This is a genomic window from Sphingomonas sp. S-NIH.Pt3_0716 (assembly GCF_003950715.1).
Taxonomy (GTDB): Bacteria; Pseudomonadota; Alphaproteobacteria; order Sphingomonadales; family Sphingomonadaceae; genus Sphingobium; species Sphingobium yanoikuyae_A.
In genome coordinates this window covers 177,272-195,399 of the sequence record NZ_QLJK01000002.1, presented here as the reverse complement: position 1 = coordinate 195,399, position 18,128 = coordinate 177,272, and the positions used below count along the sequence as shown (strand labels likewise).

Annotated in this window: 17 protein-coding genes; 9 read left to right on the top strand and 8 right to left on the bottom strand. The window is 66.7% G+C overall.

What is annotated here, in order from left to right; genetic code table 11:
- Nucleotides 1–163: 163 nt before the first annotated feature.
- From BRX37_RS02435 to BRX37_RS02405, 7 genes are all read right to left on the bottom strand, one after another.
- Nucleotides 164–847, bottom strand: a complete 684-nt coding sequence (locus BRX37_RS02435) for a Fe2+-dependent dioxygenase (RefSeq protein WP_125985373.1) — start codon at nucleotides 845–847, stop codon at nucleotides 164–166.
- 83 nt (nucleotides 848–930) lie between these two features.
- Nucleotides 931–1,698, bottom strand: a complete 768-nt coding sequence (locus BRX37_RS02430; protein ID WP_125985372.1) for an energy transducer TonB — start codon at nucleotides 1,696–1,698, stop codon at nucleotides 931–933.
- Between the two features lie 147 nt (nucleotides 1,699–1,845).
- Nucleotides 1,846–2,136, bottom strand: a complete 291-nt coding sequence (locus tag BRX37_RS02425; protein ID WP_125985371.1) for a ribbon-helix-helix domain-containing protein — start codon at nucleotides 2,134–2,136, stop codon at nucleotides 1,846–1,848.
- Nucleotides 2,136–2,858, bottom strand: coding sequence for an acetoacetyl-CoA reductase (gene phbB / locus BRX37_RS02420; RefSeq protein WP_004208456.1), 723 nt, complete (start codon nucleotides 2,856–2,858; stop codon nucleotides 2,136–2,138). Before phbB ends, BRX37_RS02425 begins: the two co-directional genes overlap by 1 nt.
- Before the next feature lie 19 nt (nucleotides 2,859–2,877).
- Nucleotides 2,878–3,885: a ferrochelatase gene (gene hemH, locus BRX37_RS02415; RefSeq protein ID WP_125985370.1), complete on the bottom strand. Its 1,008-nt coding sequence runs from the start codon at nucleotides 3,883–3,885 to the stop codon at nucleotides 2,878–2,880.
- A complete protein-coding gene (locus BRX37_RS02410) occupies nucleotides 3,885–6,164 on the bottom strand; it encodes a molybdopterin cofactor-binding domain-containing protein (RefSeq protein ID WP_125985369.1) in 2,280 nt (759 codons plus the stop codon). Before BRX37_RS02410 ends, hemH begins: the two co-directional genes overlap by 1 nt.
- A gap of 39 nt (nucleotides 6,165–6,203) precedes the next feature.
- Nucleotides 6,204–6,638, bottom strand: coding sequence for a CoA-binding protein (locus tag BRX37_RS02405; RefSeq protein WP_017500408.1), 435 nt, complete (start codon nucleotides 6,636–6,638; stop codon nucleotides 6,204–6,206).
- A gap of 163 nt (nucleotides 6,639–6,801) precedes the next feature.
- Here BRX37_RS02405 and BRX37_RS02400 point away from each other — a divergent pair, with 163 nt between their 5' ends.
- Nucleotides 6,802–7,479, top strand: coding sequence for a hypothetical protein (locus BRX37_RS02400; protein ID WP_125985368.1), 678 nt, complete (start codon nucleotides 6,802–6,804; stop codon nucleotides 7,477–7,479).
- A 49-nt stretch (nucleotides 7,480–7,528) separates the two neighbouring features.
- The gene (locus BRX37_RS02395) at nucleotides 7,529–7,987 is read left to right on the top strand and encodes a GNAT family N-acetyltransferase (protein WP_125985367.1); all 459 of its coding nucleotides are present in this window, start codon (nucleotides 7,529–7,531) and stop codon (nucleotides 7,985–7,987) included.
- Here BRX37_RS02395 and BRX37_RS02390 read toward each other — a convergent pair whose 3' ends face one another.
- Entirely contained in the window at nucleotides 7,988–8,953 is a 966-nt protein-coding gene (locus BRX37_RS02390) for an Mrp/NBP35 family ATP-binding protein (protein WP_017500405.1), read from the bottom strand.
- A gap of 73 nt (nucleotides 8,954–9,026) precedes the next feature.
- On the opposite strand from BRX37_RS02390, the gene hflK reads away from it, so the two are divergent.
- From hflK to BRX37_RS02355, 7 genes are all read left to right on the top strand, one after another.
- On the top strand, nucleotides 9,027–10,157 hold the full coding sequence (gene hflK / locus BRX37_RS02385; RefSeq protein WP_004208463.1) for an FtsH protease activity modulator HflK: 1,131 nt from the start codon (nucleotides 9,027–9,029) through the stop codon (nucleotides 10,155–10,157).
- Nucleotides 10,154–10,993 (top strand): protease modulator HflC, encoded by an 840-nt coding sequence (gene hflC / locus BRX37_RS02380; RefSeq protein WP_004208464.1) that lies wholly within the window; start codon nucleotides 10,154–10,156, stop codon nucleotides 10,991–10,993. The genes hflK and hflC overlap by 4 nt, the downstream gene beginning before the upstream one ends.
- A 128-nt stretch (nucleotides 10,994–11,121) precedes the next feature.
- Entirely contained in the window at nucleotides 11,122–12,630 is a 1,509-nt protein-coding gene (locus BRX37_RS02375) for a Do family serine endopeptidase (RefSeq protein WP_125985366.1), read from the top strand.
- Between the two features lie 117 nt (nucleotides 12,631–12,747).
- Entirely contained in the window at nucleotides 12,748–14,379 is a 1,632-nt protein-coding gene (locus BRX37_RS02370) for a helicase HerA-like domain-containing protein (RefSeq protein WP_125985365.1), read from the top strand.
- A gap of 86 nt (nucleotides 14,380–14,465) precedes the next feature.
- Nucleotides 14,466–15,770 (top strand): MFS transporter, encoded by a 1,305-nt coding sequence (locus BRX37_RS02365; protein ID WP_125985364.1) that lies wholly within the window; start codon nucleotides 14,466–14,468, stop codon nucleotides 15,768–15,770.
- Nucleotides 15,767–16,684 (top strand): cysteine synthase A, encoded by a 918-nt coding sequence (gene cysK / locus BRX37_RS02360; RefSeq protein ID WP_010338110.1) that lies wholly within the window; start codon nucleotides 15,767–15,769, stop codon nucleotides 16,682–16,684. The genes BRX37_RS02365 and cysK overlap by 4 nt, the downstream gene beginning before the upstream one ends.
- A 19-nt stretch (nucleotides 16,685–16,703) precedes the next feature.
- Nucleotides 16,704–18,089, top strand: a complete 1,386-nt coding sequence (locus BRX37_RS02355) for a cell wall hydrolase (RefSeq protein ID WP_125985363.1) — start codon at nucleotides 16,704–16,706, stop codon at nucleotides 18,087–18,089.
- The last annotated feature ends 39 nt before the right edge of the window (nucleotides 18,090–18,128 follow it).

The following is an 18,128-nucleotide window of genomic DNA, read 5'->3' as shown; positions in this document are numbered from 1 at the left end:
GCTTTTCCGGACGGCAGGGCGTGACATGCGGGCTTTCGACCAAAGGGCAACCAGCGCCGACGAACGACATGTGCGGCGAGCCAGCGTCCGCACGCGCGGCGTGACGGCTATAGATTCGCTATAATTGCCAGTCAGTTAGCTATAGTCAAAACGGGCAGCAGGCTCAGGCGTCGGCCCAGCGGCGCAGCAGATTATGATAGACGCCGGTCAGGCGGATCACCTGCGCATCGTCATGGCCGCGATCGAGCGCCAGTTGCTGGATCGAACTGTCGAGATCGAACAGCATCTGGCGCGCGGCATCGTCGCGGATCATCGACTGCATCCAGAAGAAGCTGGCGACGCGCCGGCCCTGCGTCACCGGTTCGACCCGATGCAGCGAGGAGGAGGGATAGAGCACCGCCTGCCCCGCCGGCAGCTTCACCTGCTGCACGCCGAAATTGGTCTCGATCGTCAGTTCGCCTCCCTCATAGCTTTCCGGCTCCTCCAGGAAGACGGTGATCGACAGGTCGGATCGCACGCGAAAGCCGGTGCCGGCCTGGATGCGCACGGCATTGTCGACATGGGTGCCGAACGCCTGCCCGCCGGCATAGCTGTTGAACAAAGGCGGAAAGATCTTGAGCGGCAGCGCGGCGGCGATGAACAAGGGCGATCGCCCAAGCGCATCGAGGATCATCTGCCCCGCCTGGCGGGCTTCCGGCGCGCTTTCGGGCAGTTGCAGGTTGCGCTTGGCCAGCGCCGACTGATGGCCGGAGGTGACATTGCCATCGACCCATTGCGCCGCATCGATCAGCGCGCGGATGTGGACGACGCCGGCGGCGTCGATCAGGTCGGGAATGACGATCAGCATGAAGGATACTCCGGGGCGGGATGGCCTGGGCCTGCGGTCGGGCGAGGCGCGCCGGTGAGGCGCTGTCTGTCAGGCCCTGTCTGTCAGGCCTTGTCGGTGCGGATGACGAAGGGGATTTCGACCACGCCCTTCACCCGCACGGCCTGACCGTCACGGATGATCGGGCGCCAGCGCCAATGTTTGACCGCATCGCGCGCGGCATCATCCAGTCGTGCAAAACCGCTGCTGCGGGCAATGCCGATGCTCTCGACGCCGCCGTCGGTGCCGACCACCAGCGCCAGGACGACCGTGCCCTGCTCGCGCTTGCGCCGGCTGTCGATCGGATAGCGGGGCGGCTTGCCCGACACCATCTGCGCGCCGATATCGCCCGCCTGGACGACCGAAGGGGCCGCGGCCGCCATGACCGGCGCGGCAGGGGCCGGCGGCGATGGCGGGGCCGACACCGCGACCGGCGATGGCGCAGGGACCGGATCGGGCGTGGTGGCGATCTGCACCGGCGGCACCGGCGTCTGAACGATCGGCGGCGGCGCCACGACCTGCGGCTGGGATGGCGGCGGCGGAGGCGCTTCGGCGGCGGGCGGCGGCGGGGGTGGCGACAGGTTCACCACCGTCAGCTTCGCCTCTTCGGCCCGGACGACATGATTGCGCACCTGGATCAGCGCGCCGATCAGCAGCGCATGCACGACCAGGATGGCGGCAATGGCGGGCAGGTTCGGGCCGCGCCGAGCGCCATAGCGTTCGGCCGGAACAGCGATGGCATGGCCGCTGGCAACGGGCATCGGACGATCGTCACCGACATCGGCGAAATCGGTCGCATAGACCTCCGCCCCGCCCTGTGCCGCCTGCAGCATTGCCCGTCCTCCGTCCGTCAGCCCCGGTCCGCGATACAGCGGACCATAATGCGAATCAATTTCATTCGCAGCGCCCTAGCCTATTTCGCCCCGGCGCAGAAGTGCGGAAGAAACGCTATAGCAATAAGGGAAAGCGGCGGGAGACGCTCAGCCCGGCGGCGAATCCTGTGTCCGGACGCGGGCGAAAAGCCAGCAGCGGATCGCGCTGGCCAGATTGGGGGGCTCGTCGGCCGCCATCCGCGTCACGTCGATGCGGGCGATCAGCGCATTGATCGGCAATTCGGCCTCGGCCGCGGCATCGCGCAGCGCCTGCCAGAAAATCGGCTCCAGGCTGATCGCGGTCTGGTGCCCGGCAATGGTCACGCTGCGCTTGACCGGAGGGGCAAAGGGCGACGCCCCGGACGCGGCTGCGCCATCGGAAACGTCGCCCTTGGCCATCAATACATGTGCTGGCCGCCGTTGATCGACAGTGTGCTGCCGGTCACGAAGCCGCCCTCGTCGCTGCAGAAGAAGGCGACGCCACGGGCGATCTCATGCGCCTGCCCCAGACGGCCGACCGGGATCTTGGCGACGATCTTTTCCAGCACCGGTGCCGGCACGGCGGCGACCATGTCGGTGTCGATATAGCCGGGCGCGATCGCATTGACGGTGACGCCATATTTGGCGCCTTCCTGCGCCAGCGCCTTGGTGAAGCCATGGATGCCCGACTTGGCGGCGGCATAGTTGACCTGGCCATATTGGCCGGCCTGGCCGTTGATCGAACCGATATTGACGATCCGGCCCCAGCCGCGCTCGCGCATGCCGCCAAAGGTCGCCTTGGCCATGTTGAAGCAACCGCCAAGGTTGATGCGCATGACTTCGTTCCAGTCGTCGAAGCTCATCTTGGCGAGCACGCCGTCACGGGTGATGCCGGCATTGTTGACGACGATGTCGACCGGGCCGAGCGCTTCCGCCACCGCAGCGCAGCCATCCAGGCAGGCCTGATGATCGCCGACATCCCATTTGAAGCTGGCAATGCCGGTGGCGTCGGTGAAGGCCTTGGCCTTTTCCTCGTTGCCGGCATAGTTGGCGGCAACCGTATATCCCATTTCCTTGAGTGCCAGGCTGATGGCTTCCCCGATACCGCGGGTTCCGCCGGTCACGATCGCTACTCTCGACATGCGCCTGTCCTCTCCTGTGCTAGACCCTCTGGTCCACCCATCCTGAAAGCTCGCGGCCGACCAGCCGCTGGTAGAGGGTGATAGCTTCGGGGGATGCGTTTAGACAGGGCAAAAAGGCAAATTTTTCGCCACCTTCCGCTAAAAAAACTTCTTTCGCGCGAAGCCCGATTTCCTCTAGGGTTTCCAGACAATCTGCCGAAAATCCGGGTGTCACGACAGCAATGTTCCGGACACCTTCCTTCACCAATCTGGTGAGCGTCGCTTCGGTCTCCGGTTCCAGCCATTTGGCCCGGCCGAAACGCGACTGGAAGCTCATATGGACGGGCAGGTCCATCGCCGCATCGAGCAGCCGGACCGTCTCCACCGACTGGTGATAATAGGGGTCGCCCAGTTTCAGCGTCCGTTCCGGCATGCCATGGAAGCTGGCGAGCAGCGCATCGGGCCTGAAGTCGAGCTGCGCCAGATGGCCGTCGATCGACGCCTTCAACGCGGCGATATAGTCGGGATCGGCATAATAAGGCGGCAGGGTGCGGATCGCCGGCTGCAACCGCATGTCGGCCAGCGCGGCAAAGGCCTTGTCCAGCGCGGTCGCGGTGGTCGCGCCGGAATATTGGGGATAGAGCGGCGCCAGCAGGATGCGCTCGCACCCCTGCGCCATCATCGCCTGGAGCCGGCTGGCGATCGACGGATTGCCATAGCGCATCGCCCAATCGACGATCAGGTCCGGCCCCATCGCCTGCTGCAACGCCTCCGCCGTCTCGCGGGTATAGACCGCCAGCGGCGATCCGCCGGGCATCCACACCTGCTGATAGGCATGGGCCGACTTTTTCGGCCGCGTCGTCAGCACCGCGCCGCGCAGGATCGGCTGCCAGATGATCTGCGGAATTTCCACCACGCGCGGGTCGGACAGGAATTCCGCCAAATAGCGGCGCACCGATTTGGCATCGGGCGCGTCGGGCGTGCCGAGATTGATCAGCAGCACGCCGGCGCGCGATGGCGTGCGAGTGTCAACTTCGCTGTCAGGCATCAGCCATTTCCCATGATCGGCAGGCTGCGGAATCGCTGCCCGGTGACGGTGAAGAGCGCATTGGCGATCGCCGGCGCGGCAAGCGGCGCGCCAAGGTCGGTGACGCCGGCCGGATCGGCCGTGCTGCGGATCAGTTCCACGCTGATCTCTCCTATGTCGCCCAGCCGCGGCAGGTTCATCCGCCCCAGCATGGCGCGCGTCGGCATGCCGCCGGCATAAGGCACCGACGCCCCCATGGCGAGCGCCAGGCCATGGATCAGCCCGCTTTCTATCTGCTGCCGCGCGATATCGGGATTGACCTGATCGCCGCAATCCACCGCCGCGACCATCCGCCGCACGCTGAGCTTGCTGCCCTCGATCCCCGCCTCGACCATCACGGCGGCATAGGCGCCGTTCATCATATGCGCGGAGATCCCCTGTCCGCTGCCGGCAATGCCACCCTGCCAGCCGCCCATGGCTGCGGCGGTGGACAAGCAATGCGCCAAGCGCGGATTGCTGCCCAGCATCTGGATGCGGAAGGACATCGCCTCGATCCCCGCCAGATGGGCGAGTTCATCCAGGAAGCATTCGGTGAAGAAGGCGCCATGGAGATGCGCATTGCCGCGCATGAAGCCGAGCGGCAGGCCAACGTCAGCGGGATAATGATCCACCGCCCAGTTCGGAATGGCATAGGGCGGCACCATGCCGGCCACCGCCAGCCGGGTCGCCTTGTCGCCAGCTTCGGCGGCAGCCTCATGCGGCAGCTTGCCATGGGCGATGCGCGACCAGGTCTGGGTCATGGCGCAGGGGGCCGCGACCTTGGCCAGCCACCCCTCGACCATCCCACCACGGCCCAGCTTGGCCGCCATGCGGGCATGGGCCGGCGCGCCGGGCCGATCCTGAATCACATCCTCCAGCCGCGACCAGAGCAGCTGCACCGGACGACCGACATCACGCGCGATCAGCGCGGCCTGCACACCGGCCTCCCAATCCATATGCCGTCCGGTCGCGCCGCCGGCATGGAGCGGGTAGAGCGTCACCGCGCTGTCCGACAGACCGAGCGCATCGGCGATCGCGGCGCGGGCCAGCGCGGGCGCCTGCGTCGCCATCCAGACTTCGGCGCCCTCCTCCGTCACCCGTGCCGTCGCGCACATCGGCTCCAGCGCCAGATGCAGGCCGGGATCGACCTGATATTCGCTGGCCAGGATCGTCGCCTTCTCGAACACCGGCAGCAGGTCGCCCTGCACATAGAGACGCCGGCCGGCATCCCCGGAAAAGGCATCCTCCAGCGCAGCATCGATGCGGCCGCTGTCGACCGGCGTGCCGCGCAGGGTGAAGCTGGGATCGATCAGGTCGAGCGCCCGGTTCGCCGCCCACCAGTTGGTGCCGACCGCCGCGATCCAGCGCTCGGTGCGGACCAGTTTCAGGAAGCCGGTGACCTTCTGCGCCTCGGCATCGCGCGCATCCTTCAGCACGGCGTCGCCGATCGGCCCCTGCCGAATCGAGGCGAAGACCATGTCGGGCAAACGGATGTCGGCGGCGAAATTATGGCTGCCGTCGATCTTGGACGGAGTGTCGAGCCGCGGCAGATCCTGCCCGGTCAGCCGGCCGTCATTGCCCTGTCGATAGGGCAGGATGTCGGGCAGGGTGAAACCGGCAGCATCTTCCACCACATCGCCCAGCCGCAGCTTGCGCTCGGCCCCGTCGGTGATGATGCCATTCTGGATGTCGCAGCTTTCCCAGGGCACGCCCCAGCGCGCCGCCGCCGCCTTGCACAGCAGCACGCGCGCCGCCGCACCAGCCCGGCGATAGGCGTCATGGAACATCGGCACCGACGTGCCCGCCCCGGTCAGCATCAGCGCGCTGCGCGTCGCATATTGGTCGATCGCCCAGCTGCCGGCATCGCCCGCCACGCGGGTCCAGTCGCTCGCCAGCCAGTCACGCGCCAGCAGGCCGTTGGCATAGAGCGGGCTGATCGGCGCGCTCTGCACCGCGACGGTGCGCCAGTCGGCGCCCAGTTCGTCCGCCAATATCTGCGGCAGGATGGTGGACACCCCCTGCCCCATTTCGGTCTGCGGCACGATGGCGATCACCTGCCCCGCCCGGTCGATCTTGAGGAAGGCGTCGAATACCTGCTCGCCCGGCCCCACATTGAGATTGGGCCGATAGCTGCGCGGCCAGGCCGCCCAGGCCAGAACCAGTCCCGCTGCCGCGCCACCACCGACCAGCAGCGTGCGACGGCTCACACCTCTGTCGCTCAAACCTCTGTCTTTGCGTCGTTTCAACGGTGCCCGCGCCATGGCCTTGCTGATAGAGGCGCTGGGCCGTGCTGCCTAGGGCTAATCCGCCGCGATCGGCGCAAGGCCAAGCCGCCGGATCTCGATCGCAGGGCAATAGTCCATCACGACCTTGAGGCCCGCCGCTTCGGCCCGCGCGGCGGCATCGGCATCGATCACCCCCAATTGCATCCAGACCGACTTGGCGCCAGCGGCGATCGCCTGGTCCACCACCTCGCCCGCGGCCTCGCTGCGCCGGAAGATGTCGACCATGTCGATCCGCACGCCGATGTCCGACAGCCGATCCCAGACGAATTCGCCATGGACATGTTCGCCGGCGATCTGCGGATTGACCGGCAGCACCCGATAGCCATGATCCTGCAGCGTCTTCATCACGCTGTAGCTCGGCCGGTCGGGGCGATCGGAAATGCCGACCAGCGCGATCGTCCGGGTTTCGTTGAGCAGATCGGCAATATCCTGCGCGGCGGTGAGCGGCATGGCGGTCCTCCTGTTCTGGCCCCCGATATGGGCAGGGCGAAGGCGCGAACAAGGGGCCTGGCGCGCGCCGCTCCTAACCAATTCCTAAGCAGCATCCGGCTAGGTCCGGCAATGCGCGATTCGCGCCGGCCGGTGGGGACGGGCCGTATTCAGGGGGTCTGTTATGAAGTCTGTCGTCATTGCCGCGCTTGCCATCATGTCCGCGACTGCCCAGCCGCTGCTGGCACAGGCCGATGCGCCGCTGCCCGTCATGCAGGCGCCTGACGCCAATCCGGCCATGGTCCTGCCCGCCAACACCGCCGTCATGCTGCGCATGAACAGCGAATTGTCCAGCAAGACCGCCAAAGAAGGGTCGATGTTCGACCTGTCGGTCGCCGACCCGGTGATGGTCGATGGCTATGTCGTCATCCCGATGAATGCCCGCGCCGTAGGCGAAGTGACCTGGCTGACCGGCAAGGGCGCCTTTGGCAAATCGGGCAAGATGAATATCGAGCTGCGCTATATCGAAGTCGCCGGGCGCCGCATCCCGATCAAGGGCAGCTTCCGCCAGGAGGGCGAAGGCAATACCGCCGCGACCATCGGCGGCGTGATCGCGGCCGGCGTGTTCGCGGGCTTCATCACCGGCAAGACGGCTATCATCCCGGCGGGCCGGGAACTGCAGGCCTTCACCCAGAATGAGATCGCGCTGGCGCCGCCGCGCCGCCCCGCACCCATGCTGGGCCAGCCGGCACCGATCCCCGCCAGCTACACGCCCGAACCCCGCGCCGCGCCGCTGCCGGCCGCCCGGCCAGCACCGCGTCGGTCGATGGTCGACCCGTCGCTGGAGATCAACGTCAAATAAGCCGGACTTGGCCGTGGCGCACCGCACGCGCCACGGCTAGACCCTGCCCATGTTCGACATTCGCCAAGACGATCTGAGCGGCGCACCGACCCGCGCGCTATTGGCCATCCATCTGGCCGGCATGCAGGCGGAATCGCCGCCCGAAAGCGTCTTCGCGCTCGACCTGTCAGGATTGCAGCAGCCGGGCATTTGCGTCTGGACCGCCTGGGATGGCGACGAGATCGCCGGCGTCGCCGCGCTGCGTGATCTGGGCAGCGGCCAGGGCGAACTCAAATCGATGCGCACCCATCCCGATCATCTGCGCCGGGGCGTGGCCGCAGCGCTACTACGCCATATCATCGGGCAGGCACGGCAGCGCGGCATGACCCGGCTCAGCCTGGAAACCGGCAGCGGCCCCGCCTTCGATCCGGCGCTGACGCTCTATCGCCGGCACGGCTTCGGCAATGGCGAGGCGTTCGGCGATTATCGCGCGAGCGCCTTCAACCAGTTCCTGCACCTCGGCCTCTGATCAGGCGGCCTTCGCCAGCCAGGCCGCGACCTTTTCGGCGACGGCGCGGAAGGCATCGGCATGCGGCCCTTCGCCGGCTGCCGGCGGATCGCCCGCGTCGGAGCGCTTGCGAATGTCGATCGCCAGCGGAATGCGGCCGATGAAGGACAGGCCAAGCTCGCCCGCCGCCGCTTCCGCGCCACCGCAGCCGAACGGATCCGACACTTCGCCACAATGCGGGCAGGCATAGCCGGCCATATTCTCGACCAGGCCGATCATCGGCACCTGTGCCTGTTCGAACAGGCTGATCGCGCGGGTCGCATCCATCAGCGCCAGATCCTGCGGCGTCGAGACGATCACGGCGCCGGCCGGCTTGTGCTTCTGGAGCATGGTCAGCTGGATATCGCCAGTGCCCGGCGGCAGATCGATGACCAGCAGGTCGGTGTCGCCCCAGTCGGCATCGATCAACTGCCCCAGCGCATTGCCGACCATCGGCCCGCGCCAGGCCAGCGCCTTGCCCGGATCGACCAGATGAGCCATCGACAGCATCGGAATGCCGAGCGGGCTTTCGACCGGGAACAGGCGCTTTTCGCGCGCCTGCGGCTTCTGGTCCTCGCTGGCGAGCAGACGCGCCTGTGACGGGCCGTAGATGTCGGCATCGACCAGACCGACCTTGTGACCCAACCGCGACAAAGCGATGGCGAGATTGGCCGACAGGGTCGACTTGCCCACCCCGCCCTTGCCCGACGCCACGGCGATGATGCGCGGCGCGCGGCGCTCGGCCGTCATGGCAATGCGCACATCGGTGACACCCGGCAGCATCAGGCCGCCCTCGCGGATCGCGGCAGCCACGGCATCGCGCCGTTCGGGCGCCAGACCGCCCACGTCGAGCGCCAGCGTCATGATGCCATCCTTCACCCGCGGCGCGCTGGCACGGCCATCGGTCAGCGTCTTCAGGCGGGCGGCAAAATCATCGATATCGGTCATGACTGGGCCCTCTAGGCAATAATCGTCGTTAAGGGCACTGTTTTTCGCGTGCAGCCATTCCTATAGAGATGACATGAGAAGATTATTCGGGTGGATGCCCGGCATCGCGAGCGCCATGGCCCAGGGTCCCTGGGGCGGCAAGGGTGACGGGCCTGAGGGCAATGACGGACCGGGCAAGAACGGGTCCGGCGGGGGCAGTGATGGCCCGCGCAATCCCTGGACCCAGCCCGGCAAGCCGGCCGGCGGCAAATCTCCCTCCGCGATCGAGGAATTGCTGCGCAAGAGCCGCGAGAGCTTTGGCCAGGGCGGCGGCTTCGGTGGCCTGCCGCCGCGCGCGAACGGCCGGGCGCTGTGGCCGATCGCCGTCGGCATTGTCGTCGTCCTGTGGCTGGTGCTGACCAGTTTCCACCGGGTCGGCCCGCAGGAACGCGGCGTCGTCACCCTGCTCGGCAAATATAGCCGCACCCTTTCGCCCGGCATCAGCCTGACCCTGCCCGCCCCGTTCGAGGCGGTGCGCACGGTCGATGTCGAGGAAATCCGCACGATCGACATCGGCTCGGCCAGCGCGGAGAGCGAAAATCTGGTGCTGACCGGCGACCAGAATATCGTCGACCTGGCCTATTCGGTGCGCTGGAACATCCGCAATCCGGAACTCTATCTGTTCCAGTTGGCCGACCCGGATGCCTCGATCCGCGAAGTCGCCGAAAGCGCGATGCGCTCGGTGGTCGCCAGCGTCAGCCTGGACGATGCGCTGGGCGCGGGCCGCACCGAGATCGAGCAGCAGGTCGAACAGCGGATGCAGGAGATTCTCGACGGCTACAAGTCCGGCATCCGCGTCCAGGGCGTGGCGATCAAGCAGGCCGATCCGCCGGCTGCCGTCAACGACGCCTTCAAGGAAGTGTCGGCTGCGCAGCAGACGGCCCAGACCTATCTGAACGAGGCGCGCGCCGCCGCGCAGCAGGTGACAGCCAAGGCGCAGGGCGAAGCCGCAGCCTTCGACAAGGTCTATGAACAATATCGGCTGGCACCCGACGTGACCCGCCGGCGCATGTATTACGAAACCATGGAGGGCGTCCTGTCCACCGTCGACAAGACGATCGTCGAAAGCGGCAACGTCACCCCCTTCCTGCCCCTTCCCGAACTCAAGCGGCGCGCCCAGGGGACACCCCAGTCGGCTGCCAATGCGACGGAGGAAGGCCAGTGAGCTTGCGCAATCCCATCGCCCTCGCCATCGGCGCGATCATCCTGCTGATCCTGGTCGGCAGCACCGTCACCATCGTGCCGGAAACCCGGCAGGGCGTGATCGTCCGCTTCGGCGAGCCCAAGCAGATCATCAACCGCTATCGCCCGAACGAGGATTTCGGCAAGACCGGCGCCGGCGTCATCCTGCGCGTGCCCTTCTTCGACCAGATCGTCTGGATCGACAAGCGCGTGCTCTCGGTCGAGATGGAGCGCCAGCAGGTGCTTTCGACCGATCAGTTGCGCCTGCAGGTCGATGCCTTTGCCCGCTATCGCATCGTCGATCCGCTACGCATGTATATTTCGGCCGGCAGCGAGGAAAAGGTGTCGGACGCGCTGCGCCCGATCCTGGGTTCGGCGCTGCGCAACGAACTGGGCAAGCGACCTTTCGCCGCGCTGCTCAGCCCCGAACGCGGCCAGGTGATGCAGAATATCGAGGCCGGGCTTGACCGGGTCGCGCGCCAATATGGCGCCGAGATCGTCGACGTGCGGATCAAGCGCGCCGACCTGCCCGATGGCACGCCGCTGGAAAGCGCCTTCACCCGCATGCGCACCGCGCGCCAGCAGGAAGCGCTGACGATCCGCGCCCAGGGCCTGAAGCAGGCACAGATCATTCGCGCCGAGGCCGACGCCAATGCCGCCCGCATCTATGCGGAAAGCTTTGGCAAGGACGCGAATTTCTATGACTTCTATCGCGCCATGCAGGCCTATCGTTATACCTTCGCCCCGGATCGGGCGGGCGGCACGACGATGGTATTGTCGAAGGACAATGAGTTCCTGAAGCAGTTCCAGGGCCGCTAACAGCAGGTTTCAGGATCATTACGGAACCAGTGTCATTCAATATCGGTTAAGGCAGGGCGGCGCATCGATAAGGCTCCCCGAGAGTCCCGCCCTTCCCGCTCCCGAATTTCTGAAGAGGACCGTCACGAGTGCGTTACGCTTATGCCATCACCGGCGCCCTGCTGCTCGGCGGCACCGCCATCGCCGTCACGACCAGTTCCAATGTCGGCGCGCAGACCGCCCAGAATGAAGGCCTGCAGGCCGCTGCTCCCGCCGGCGCGCCCGCCAGCCTGGCCGACATGGTCGAAAAGCTGCAGCCGGCCGTGGTCAACATCTCGACCAAGCAGCGCGTCACCGTGCAGAATCCCTTCGCCGGCACGCCCTTTGGCGACCTGTTCGGCCAGGGCGGCGGCAGCAAGCCGCAGACCCGTCAGGCCCAGTCGCTTGGCTCGGGCTTCCTGATCTCGGCCGATGGCTATATCGTGACCAACAATCACGTCGTGTCGGCCGGTGCGGAAGGCGCCAGCGTCGACAGCATCACGGTCACCATGACCAACAAAGAAGAATATCCCGCCAAGCTGGTCGGCCGCGATCCCGCTACCGACCTTGCGGTGCTGAAGATCGACGCGAAGAAGCCCCTGCCCTTCGTCAAGTTCGGCGACAGCACCAAGGCGCGCGTCGGTGACTGGGTCGTCGCGATCGGCAACCCCTTCGCCCTGTCGGGCACAGTGACCGCCGGCATCATCTCCGCCGTGCATCGCGGCACCGGCGGCACCTATGACAAGTTCATCCAGACCGACGCATCGATCAACCAGGGCAATAGCGGCGGCCCGATGTTCGACATGCGCGGCAATGTGATCGGCATCAACAGCCAGATCCTGTCGCCTTCGGGCGGCAATGTCGGCATCGGCTTCGCCATCCCCTCGGAACAGGCGGCACCGATCGTCGACACGCTGCGCCAGGGACAAAGCATCAAGCGCGGCTATCTGGGCGTGCAGATCAGCCCGCTGGGCGAGGACATGGCGGATTCGCTGGGTCTCGCGAAGAATCGCGGCGAGTTCGTGCAGGGCGTCGAGCCTGGCAAGGGCGCCGAAAAGGCCGGCATCAAGGCAGGCGACGTGATCGTGAGCGTCGCCGGTCAGGAAGTGACGCCGGACCAGAATCTGTCGTCGATCGTCGCCAACAGCAAGATCGGGTCGAGCGTGCCGATCGTGCTGCTGCGCAACGGCCAGCGCATGACGCTGAACGCGATCGTGGGCGAGCGCCCGAGCGAAGACGAGCTCAATAATTTCGCCCAGCAGCAGGATGATGATTTCAGCCAGCAGGGCGACCAGGGCAGCGACACCCAGGCGGCCCAGAAGTCGCTGGGCATTTCCGCCATCCCGCTGACCCCCAGCATCACCCGCCAGCTCGGTGTTGCCGGCGACACGCGCGGCATCGTCATCACCGCCGTTGACGGATCGACCGACGCCGGCGCCAAGGGCCTGCGTCGCGGCGACGTGATCCTGTCGGCCAATAACCGGCCGGTGCTGACCCAGGCGGATCTGGATGCACAGGTGAAGGCGGTGTCGGCCCAGGGTCGCAACGCCATCCTGCTGCAGGTGCTGCGTCGCGGCCAGGCGCCGTTGTTCCTGCCCATCCGCCTGCGCGACAAGTAAGTCAGCAAAAGCGACAATCGTTACGGGCCGCGCTTGCCGGATTGCCTGCCTCCCTTCTAAGAAGGAGCAGACAGTCCGGCGGGCGCGGCCCGACCCGTTTTTGAGGAGCATAAGCCCATGAGCGACGGCATCTTCCTTGGTCTGGGCGCGCCCGAAAAGGACGGCGGCATCCCCCAATTTCTGAACCTGCGCCGGGCCAATCGCCACGGCCTGATCGCCGGCGCCACCGGCACCGGCAAAACGGTGACGTTGCAGGGCATCGCCGAAAGCTTCTCGGCGCTCGGCGTTCCGGTGTTCGTGGCCGATGTGAAGGGCGACCTGTCGGGCATTTCGATGGCCGGTTCGCCGACCGCCAAAAATGCCGACAAGCTGGTATCGCGCGCCAGGGAAATCGGCATCGCCGATTACAGCTATGCCGACAATCCCGCGATCTTCTGGGATCTCTATGGCGAGCAGGGCCATGCGATCCGCACCACGGTCAGCGAGATGGGGCCGCTGCTGCTGGCCCGGCTGATGGGCCTCAACGACACGCAGGAAGGCGTGCTCAACATCGCCTTCAAATATGCTGACGAGGAAGGGCTGCTGCTGCTCGACCTGGGCGATTTGCAGGCAATGCTCGCCTATTGCGCGGAAAATGCCGATACGCTCTCGGCCCGCTTCGGCAATGTGACCAAGGCTAGCGTCGGCGCGATCCAGCGCCAGTTGCTCCAGCTTGAAACCCAGGGCGGCGACCATTTCTTCGGCGAGCCCGCGCTCGACATCCACGACTTCCTGAAGGTGGACGACAAGGGGCGCGGCTATGTGAACATCCTTGCCGCCGACAAGCTGATGCAGAGCCCAAAGCTCTACGCCACCTTCCTGCTCTGGCTGCTGAGCGAGTTGTTCGAGACGCTGCCTGAAGTGGGCGATCCGGAAAAGCCGGTACTGGTCTTCTTCTTCGACGAGGCCCATCTGCTGTTCGATGACGCCCCGGCGGCATTGCAGGACAAGATCGAGCAGGTCGTTCGCCTGATCCGTTCCAAGGGCGTCGGCGTCTATTTCGTCACCCAGAATCCGATCGACATTCCCGAAGCCATTGCCGGCCAGCTCGGCAACCGGGTGCAGCATGCGCTGCGCGCCTTCACCCCGCGCGACCAGAAGGCGATCAAGGCAGCGGCCGACACCTTCCGCATCAACCCCGATCTCGACATCGAGACCGCGATCACCGAACTCAAGACCGGTGAGGCGCTGGTGTCCCTGTTGCAGGAGGATGGTGCGCCGGGCGTGGTCCAGCGCACGCTGATCGCCCCGCCCCGCTCGCGCCTCGGCCCGGTCGATGCCAAGGAGCGCGCGATCATCCAGTCGATCTCGCCCTGCGAAGGCAAATATGACACCGCCGTCGACCGCGAATCCGCCGAGGAAATCCTGGCCGCGCGTGGCGAGGCCGCCGCTGCCGCCGCGCAGGCAGCCAAGGCCAAGGCCGAAGCCGACAAGGCCGCTGCCGCCCAGGCCAAGGTCGAGGCCAAGCAGCGCGAACAGGAGTTGAAGGAGCAGGCCCGGCGTGACGCCGCCGCCGCGCGCGAGGCGGCCAAGCCCAGCAGCCTCGACAAGGCGGTGCAGTCGGCGACCCGCTCCGCCGCCTCCTCGGTCGGCCGCCAGGTCGCCAATGAACTGGGCCGTGCCGTGTTCGGCGGATCGAGCCGCAAATCCTCGGGCGGTGGCATTGCCGGCCAGCTGGTGCGCGGCATATTGGGCAGCCTGTTCAAATAAGGATGGGCCAGTAAGCATGGACAAGGGGCCGGTCGATTATGTCCGGCCCGTTGCTATCCGCCACGGGATAAGGCTAGAGCGCGGCCATGTCTTCCTCGGCTGCTGCACCCCACCCGCTCCATTACGGCAATTTCCGCGCCTATCTGGTCGGCCGTTTCTGCGCCACGCTGGCGCAGTACAGCATGATGATCCTGCTCGCCTGGCAGGCCTATAATGTCGCGCGGGAGACGATGAGCACGGGCGAGGCATCGGCGCAGCTTGGCCTCATCGGCCTGGCGCAGTTCCTGCCGCTCTTCTTCCTGACGCCGGTGACCGGCTGGGTGGCCGATCATTTCGACCGGCGGATCATCACCCGGCTGACGCTGGCACTACTGATGCTTGCCGCCGCCGTGCTGGCCTTCGCCACCTATGAGGGCTGGGTCAGCCTGCCGCTGATCTTCGGCATCGCGGTCATCGTCGGCATCGCCCGTGCCTTCAACGGCCCGGCCTATGGAGCATTGGCGCCCAACCTGGTGCCGCCCGCCGTGCTGCCGACCGCCATCGCCCTGTCGTCGGTCGCCTGGCAGACCGGCGACATCCTCGGCAAGGCGGTGGGCGGCTATGCCTATGCGATCGAGCCCTGGGCCGCCTATGCGCTGTCGGCGGCCTTGTTCGGCGTCGGCCTCATATCGATGATGATGGTCGGGCCGGTGCCCCAGCCGCCGCGCCAGCAGGGCCGCCATCCGATCCGCCAGATGATCGACGGCTTCACCTATCTCAAGAGCAACCGGCTGGTGCTGGCGACGATCACGCTGGACCTGTTCGCGGTATTGCTGGCCGGTGCGACCGCGCTGCTGCCCGTCTATGCCCGCGACATCCTGCATGTCGGGTCGACCGGCTATGGCCATCTGGCGATCGCGCCGGGGATCGGCGCGGCGCTGACAGCGCTCTGGTTCTCCTTCCGGCCGATGAAGACGCAGGTCGGCCTCAAGATGCTGGCGGCGGTCATCCTGTTCGGCCTGGCCACGATCGCCTTCGGCTGCACCGCCTTCCTGCCGCGCGACATCGCGGTGGAGGCCGGCATCGCCGCGCTGATCGTGCTGGGCGGTGCCGACATGGTGTCGGTGTTCGTGCGCCAGTCGCTGGTGCAGTTGCACACGCCCGATGCGATGCGCGGCCGCGTCTCCAGCCTGTCGCAACTGACCATTTCCGCCTCCAATGAACTGGGCGAAGCGGAATCGGGCTTCCTTGCAGCGCTCGTTGGGCCTATCGCTGCGGTCATCGGGGGTGGCGTCGGCGCCATTCTCGTCACGATATTCTGGGCGCGGCTCTTTCCCGAACTGCGCCTTGCACGCACTTTCGACCCACCCGACTTAAGGGAGGCGGACATCAGCCAGGAGACGGCCCAATGAAAGCTGCCACTATTCTCGATACCATCGGCAATACCCCCCATGTCCGGGTCAACCGGCTGTTCGGGGACGCTGAAGTATGGATCAAGTCGGAACGGTCGAACCCCGGCGGGTCGATCAAGGACCGCATCGCGCTGGCCATGATCGAGGCGGCCGAAGCATCGGGCGACCTGAAGCCGGGCGGCACGATCATCGAGCCGACGTCGGGCAATACCGGCGTGGGCCTGGCCATGGTGGCCGCGGTCAAGGGTTACAAGCTGATCCTGGTCATGCCCGAAAGCATGTCGATCGAACGCCGCCGGCTGATGCTGGCCTATGGTGCCAGTTTCGACCTGACCCCGCGCGAAAAGGGCATGAAGGGCGCGATCGAACGGGCGCTGGAACTGGTGTCGCAGACGCCCGATAGCTGGATGCCGCAGCAGTTCGAGAATCCCGCCAATATCGACGTGCATGTCCGCACAACCGCGCAGGAGATCATCGCCGATTTCGCCGACGCGCCGATCGACGTGCTGATCAGCGGCGTGGGCACGGGCGGCCATATCACCGGCACCGCCGAGGTGCTGAAGAAGCAGTGGCCGAACCTTAAGGTCTATGCGGTCGAGCCGACCCTGTCGCCGGTCATCAGCGGCGGCCAGCCCGGCCCGCACCCGATCCAGGGCATTGGCGCCGGTTTCATCCCGGCGAACCTGCACACCCAGATTCTCGATGGCGTGATCCAGGTCGATCCGGCCGATGCGAAGGACTATGCCCGTCGCGCCGCCAGCCAGGAAGGCATGCTGGTCGGCATCTCGTCGGGCGCCACGCTCGCCGCGATCGCGCAGAAGCTGAAGGAACTGCCCGCGGGCAGCCGCGTTCTGGGCTTCAATTATGACACCGGCGAACGCTATCTCTCGGTGCCCGACTTCCTGCCCGAATAAACGGCACAAAGCCTAGGGCATGACCGGCGGCACTTTCCCTGACCGGCCACATCGCGCGATGTGGCTGATATGGCTGTTGCTGTTCGTCGGTCTGCCCATGGCGGTGGCCGGCTGGGAAAGCCGGCCGCGCGCTGGCGATGAGGTGACGCAGGGCCGCCGGCTGGCGGCTGTTGCAGCCGCCCGCCAGCGCCGACCGGCAACGCCGCCGCCCGCCGTCGAACCCGTCGCGATTTTCGCGCTCGGCCCCGAACAGGCCCGCGACCTCAACGCCCAGATCCCCTTTTCGCGCGATCCCAATCCGTCGGCCCGACCGTTCCTGTTCCGCGGATCGGAAACCGACCTGGCCCGAGCCACGGACTGCCTGGCGGCGGCCCAGCTTTACGAAGCGGGCGACGATGCGGTCGGCGAGCAGGCGGTGGCACAGGTCGTGCTCAACCGCGTACGCCACCCGGCCTTCCCCAAGACGGTCTGCGGCGTGGTGTTCCAGGGGCAGGAACGGACCACCGGCTGCCAGTTCACCTTCACCTGCGACGGCGCACTGGCCCGCACGCCATCCATCGGCGCCTGGGCGCGGGCGCGGGAGATTGCGCGCGGCGCGCTGGCCGGCAAGGTGTTCAAGGCGGTCGGCTATGCCACCCATTATCATACCGACTGGGTCGTGCCCTATTGGAGCGGCAGTCTGGACAAGATCACCGCGGTCGGCACGCACCTGTTCTTCCGCTGGCGCGGCTGGTGGGGCACGCCGCCTGCCTTCCGCCTAGGTGAAGCCGGTGGCGAGCCGCTGATCGCCCGCATCGCCCGCCTGTCCGCCGCGCATCAGGGCCTGCCGGGCAGCGGCCTTCCGGGCATGCCGCCGGTGCTGGCGACCGAAGCCGCCGCCGCGCTGGCCGCCAGGCCGGAACGCGCGATCGGATCGGACTCGCTGGGCAAGACGATCGGCGGCGTCCGGCTGATCGCGATCGCACCGGGCGGGCGCAGCTTCCTGGTCGAACTCAATCGCAGCAGCCCGCCGGAAAGCTGGCCCGCGCTGGCCGAGACCTTTTGTGCCGGCCGGCCCGAATGCCGGATCATGGGCTGGCGCGGCGGCGCCGTCCCGACCGGCCTTCCGCTCAACGACGCCCAGCTTGAGGCGATGAGCTTCGCCTATATCCATTATGTCGGCAACGGATTGCAGCGCGCGCTGTGGAACTGCAGCCAGTTCCCCCGCCCGACCAAGGCCGAATGCATGCGCCAGCGCGTGCCGACCGCGACGCCAGCGCCGCCGCCAGCCGCCGTCACCCTGCCTTCGCTGGACGGGGTACGGCGCAAGGAGCGGTTCGAGACGGTCAAGATTGCGCCGGCCCAGCCCACCGCGCCACCGATCGTGACACCGAAGGTGACACCCGTAACGCCATCCGGCTCCTGATGCGGACGGCGCTGGCGGATTTCGTGCGCAATTACGTTA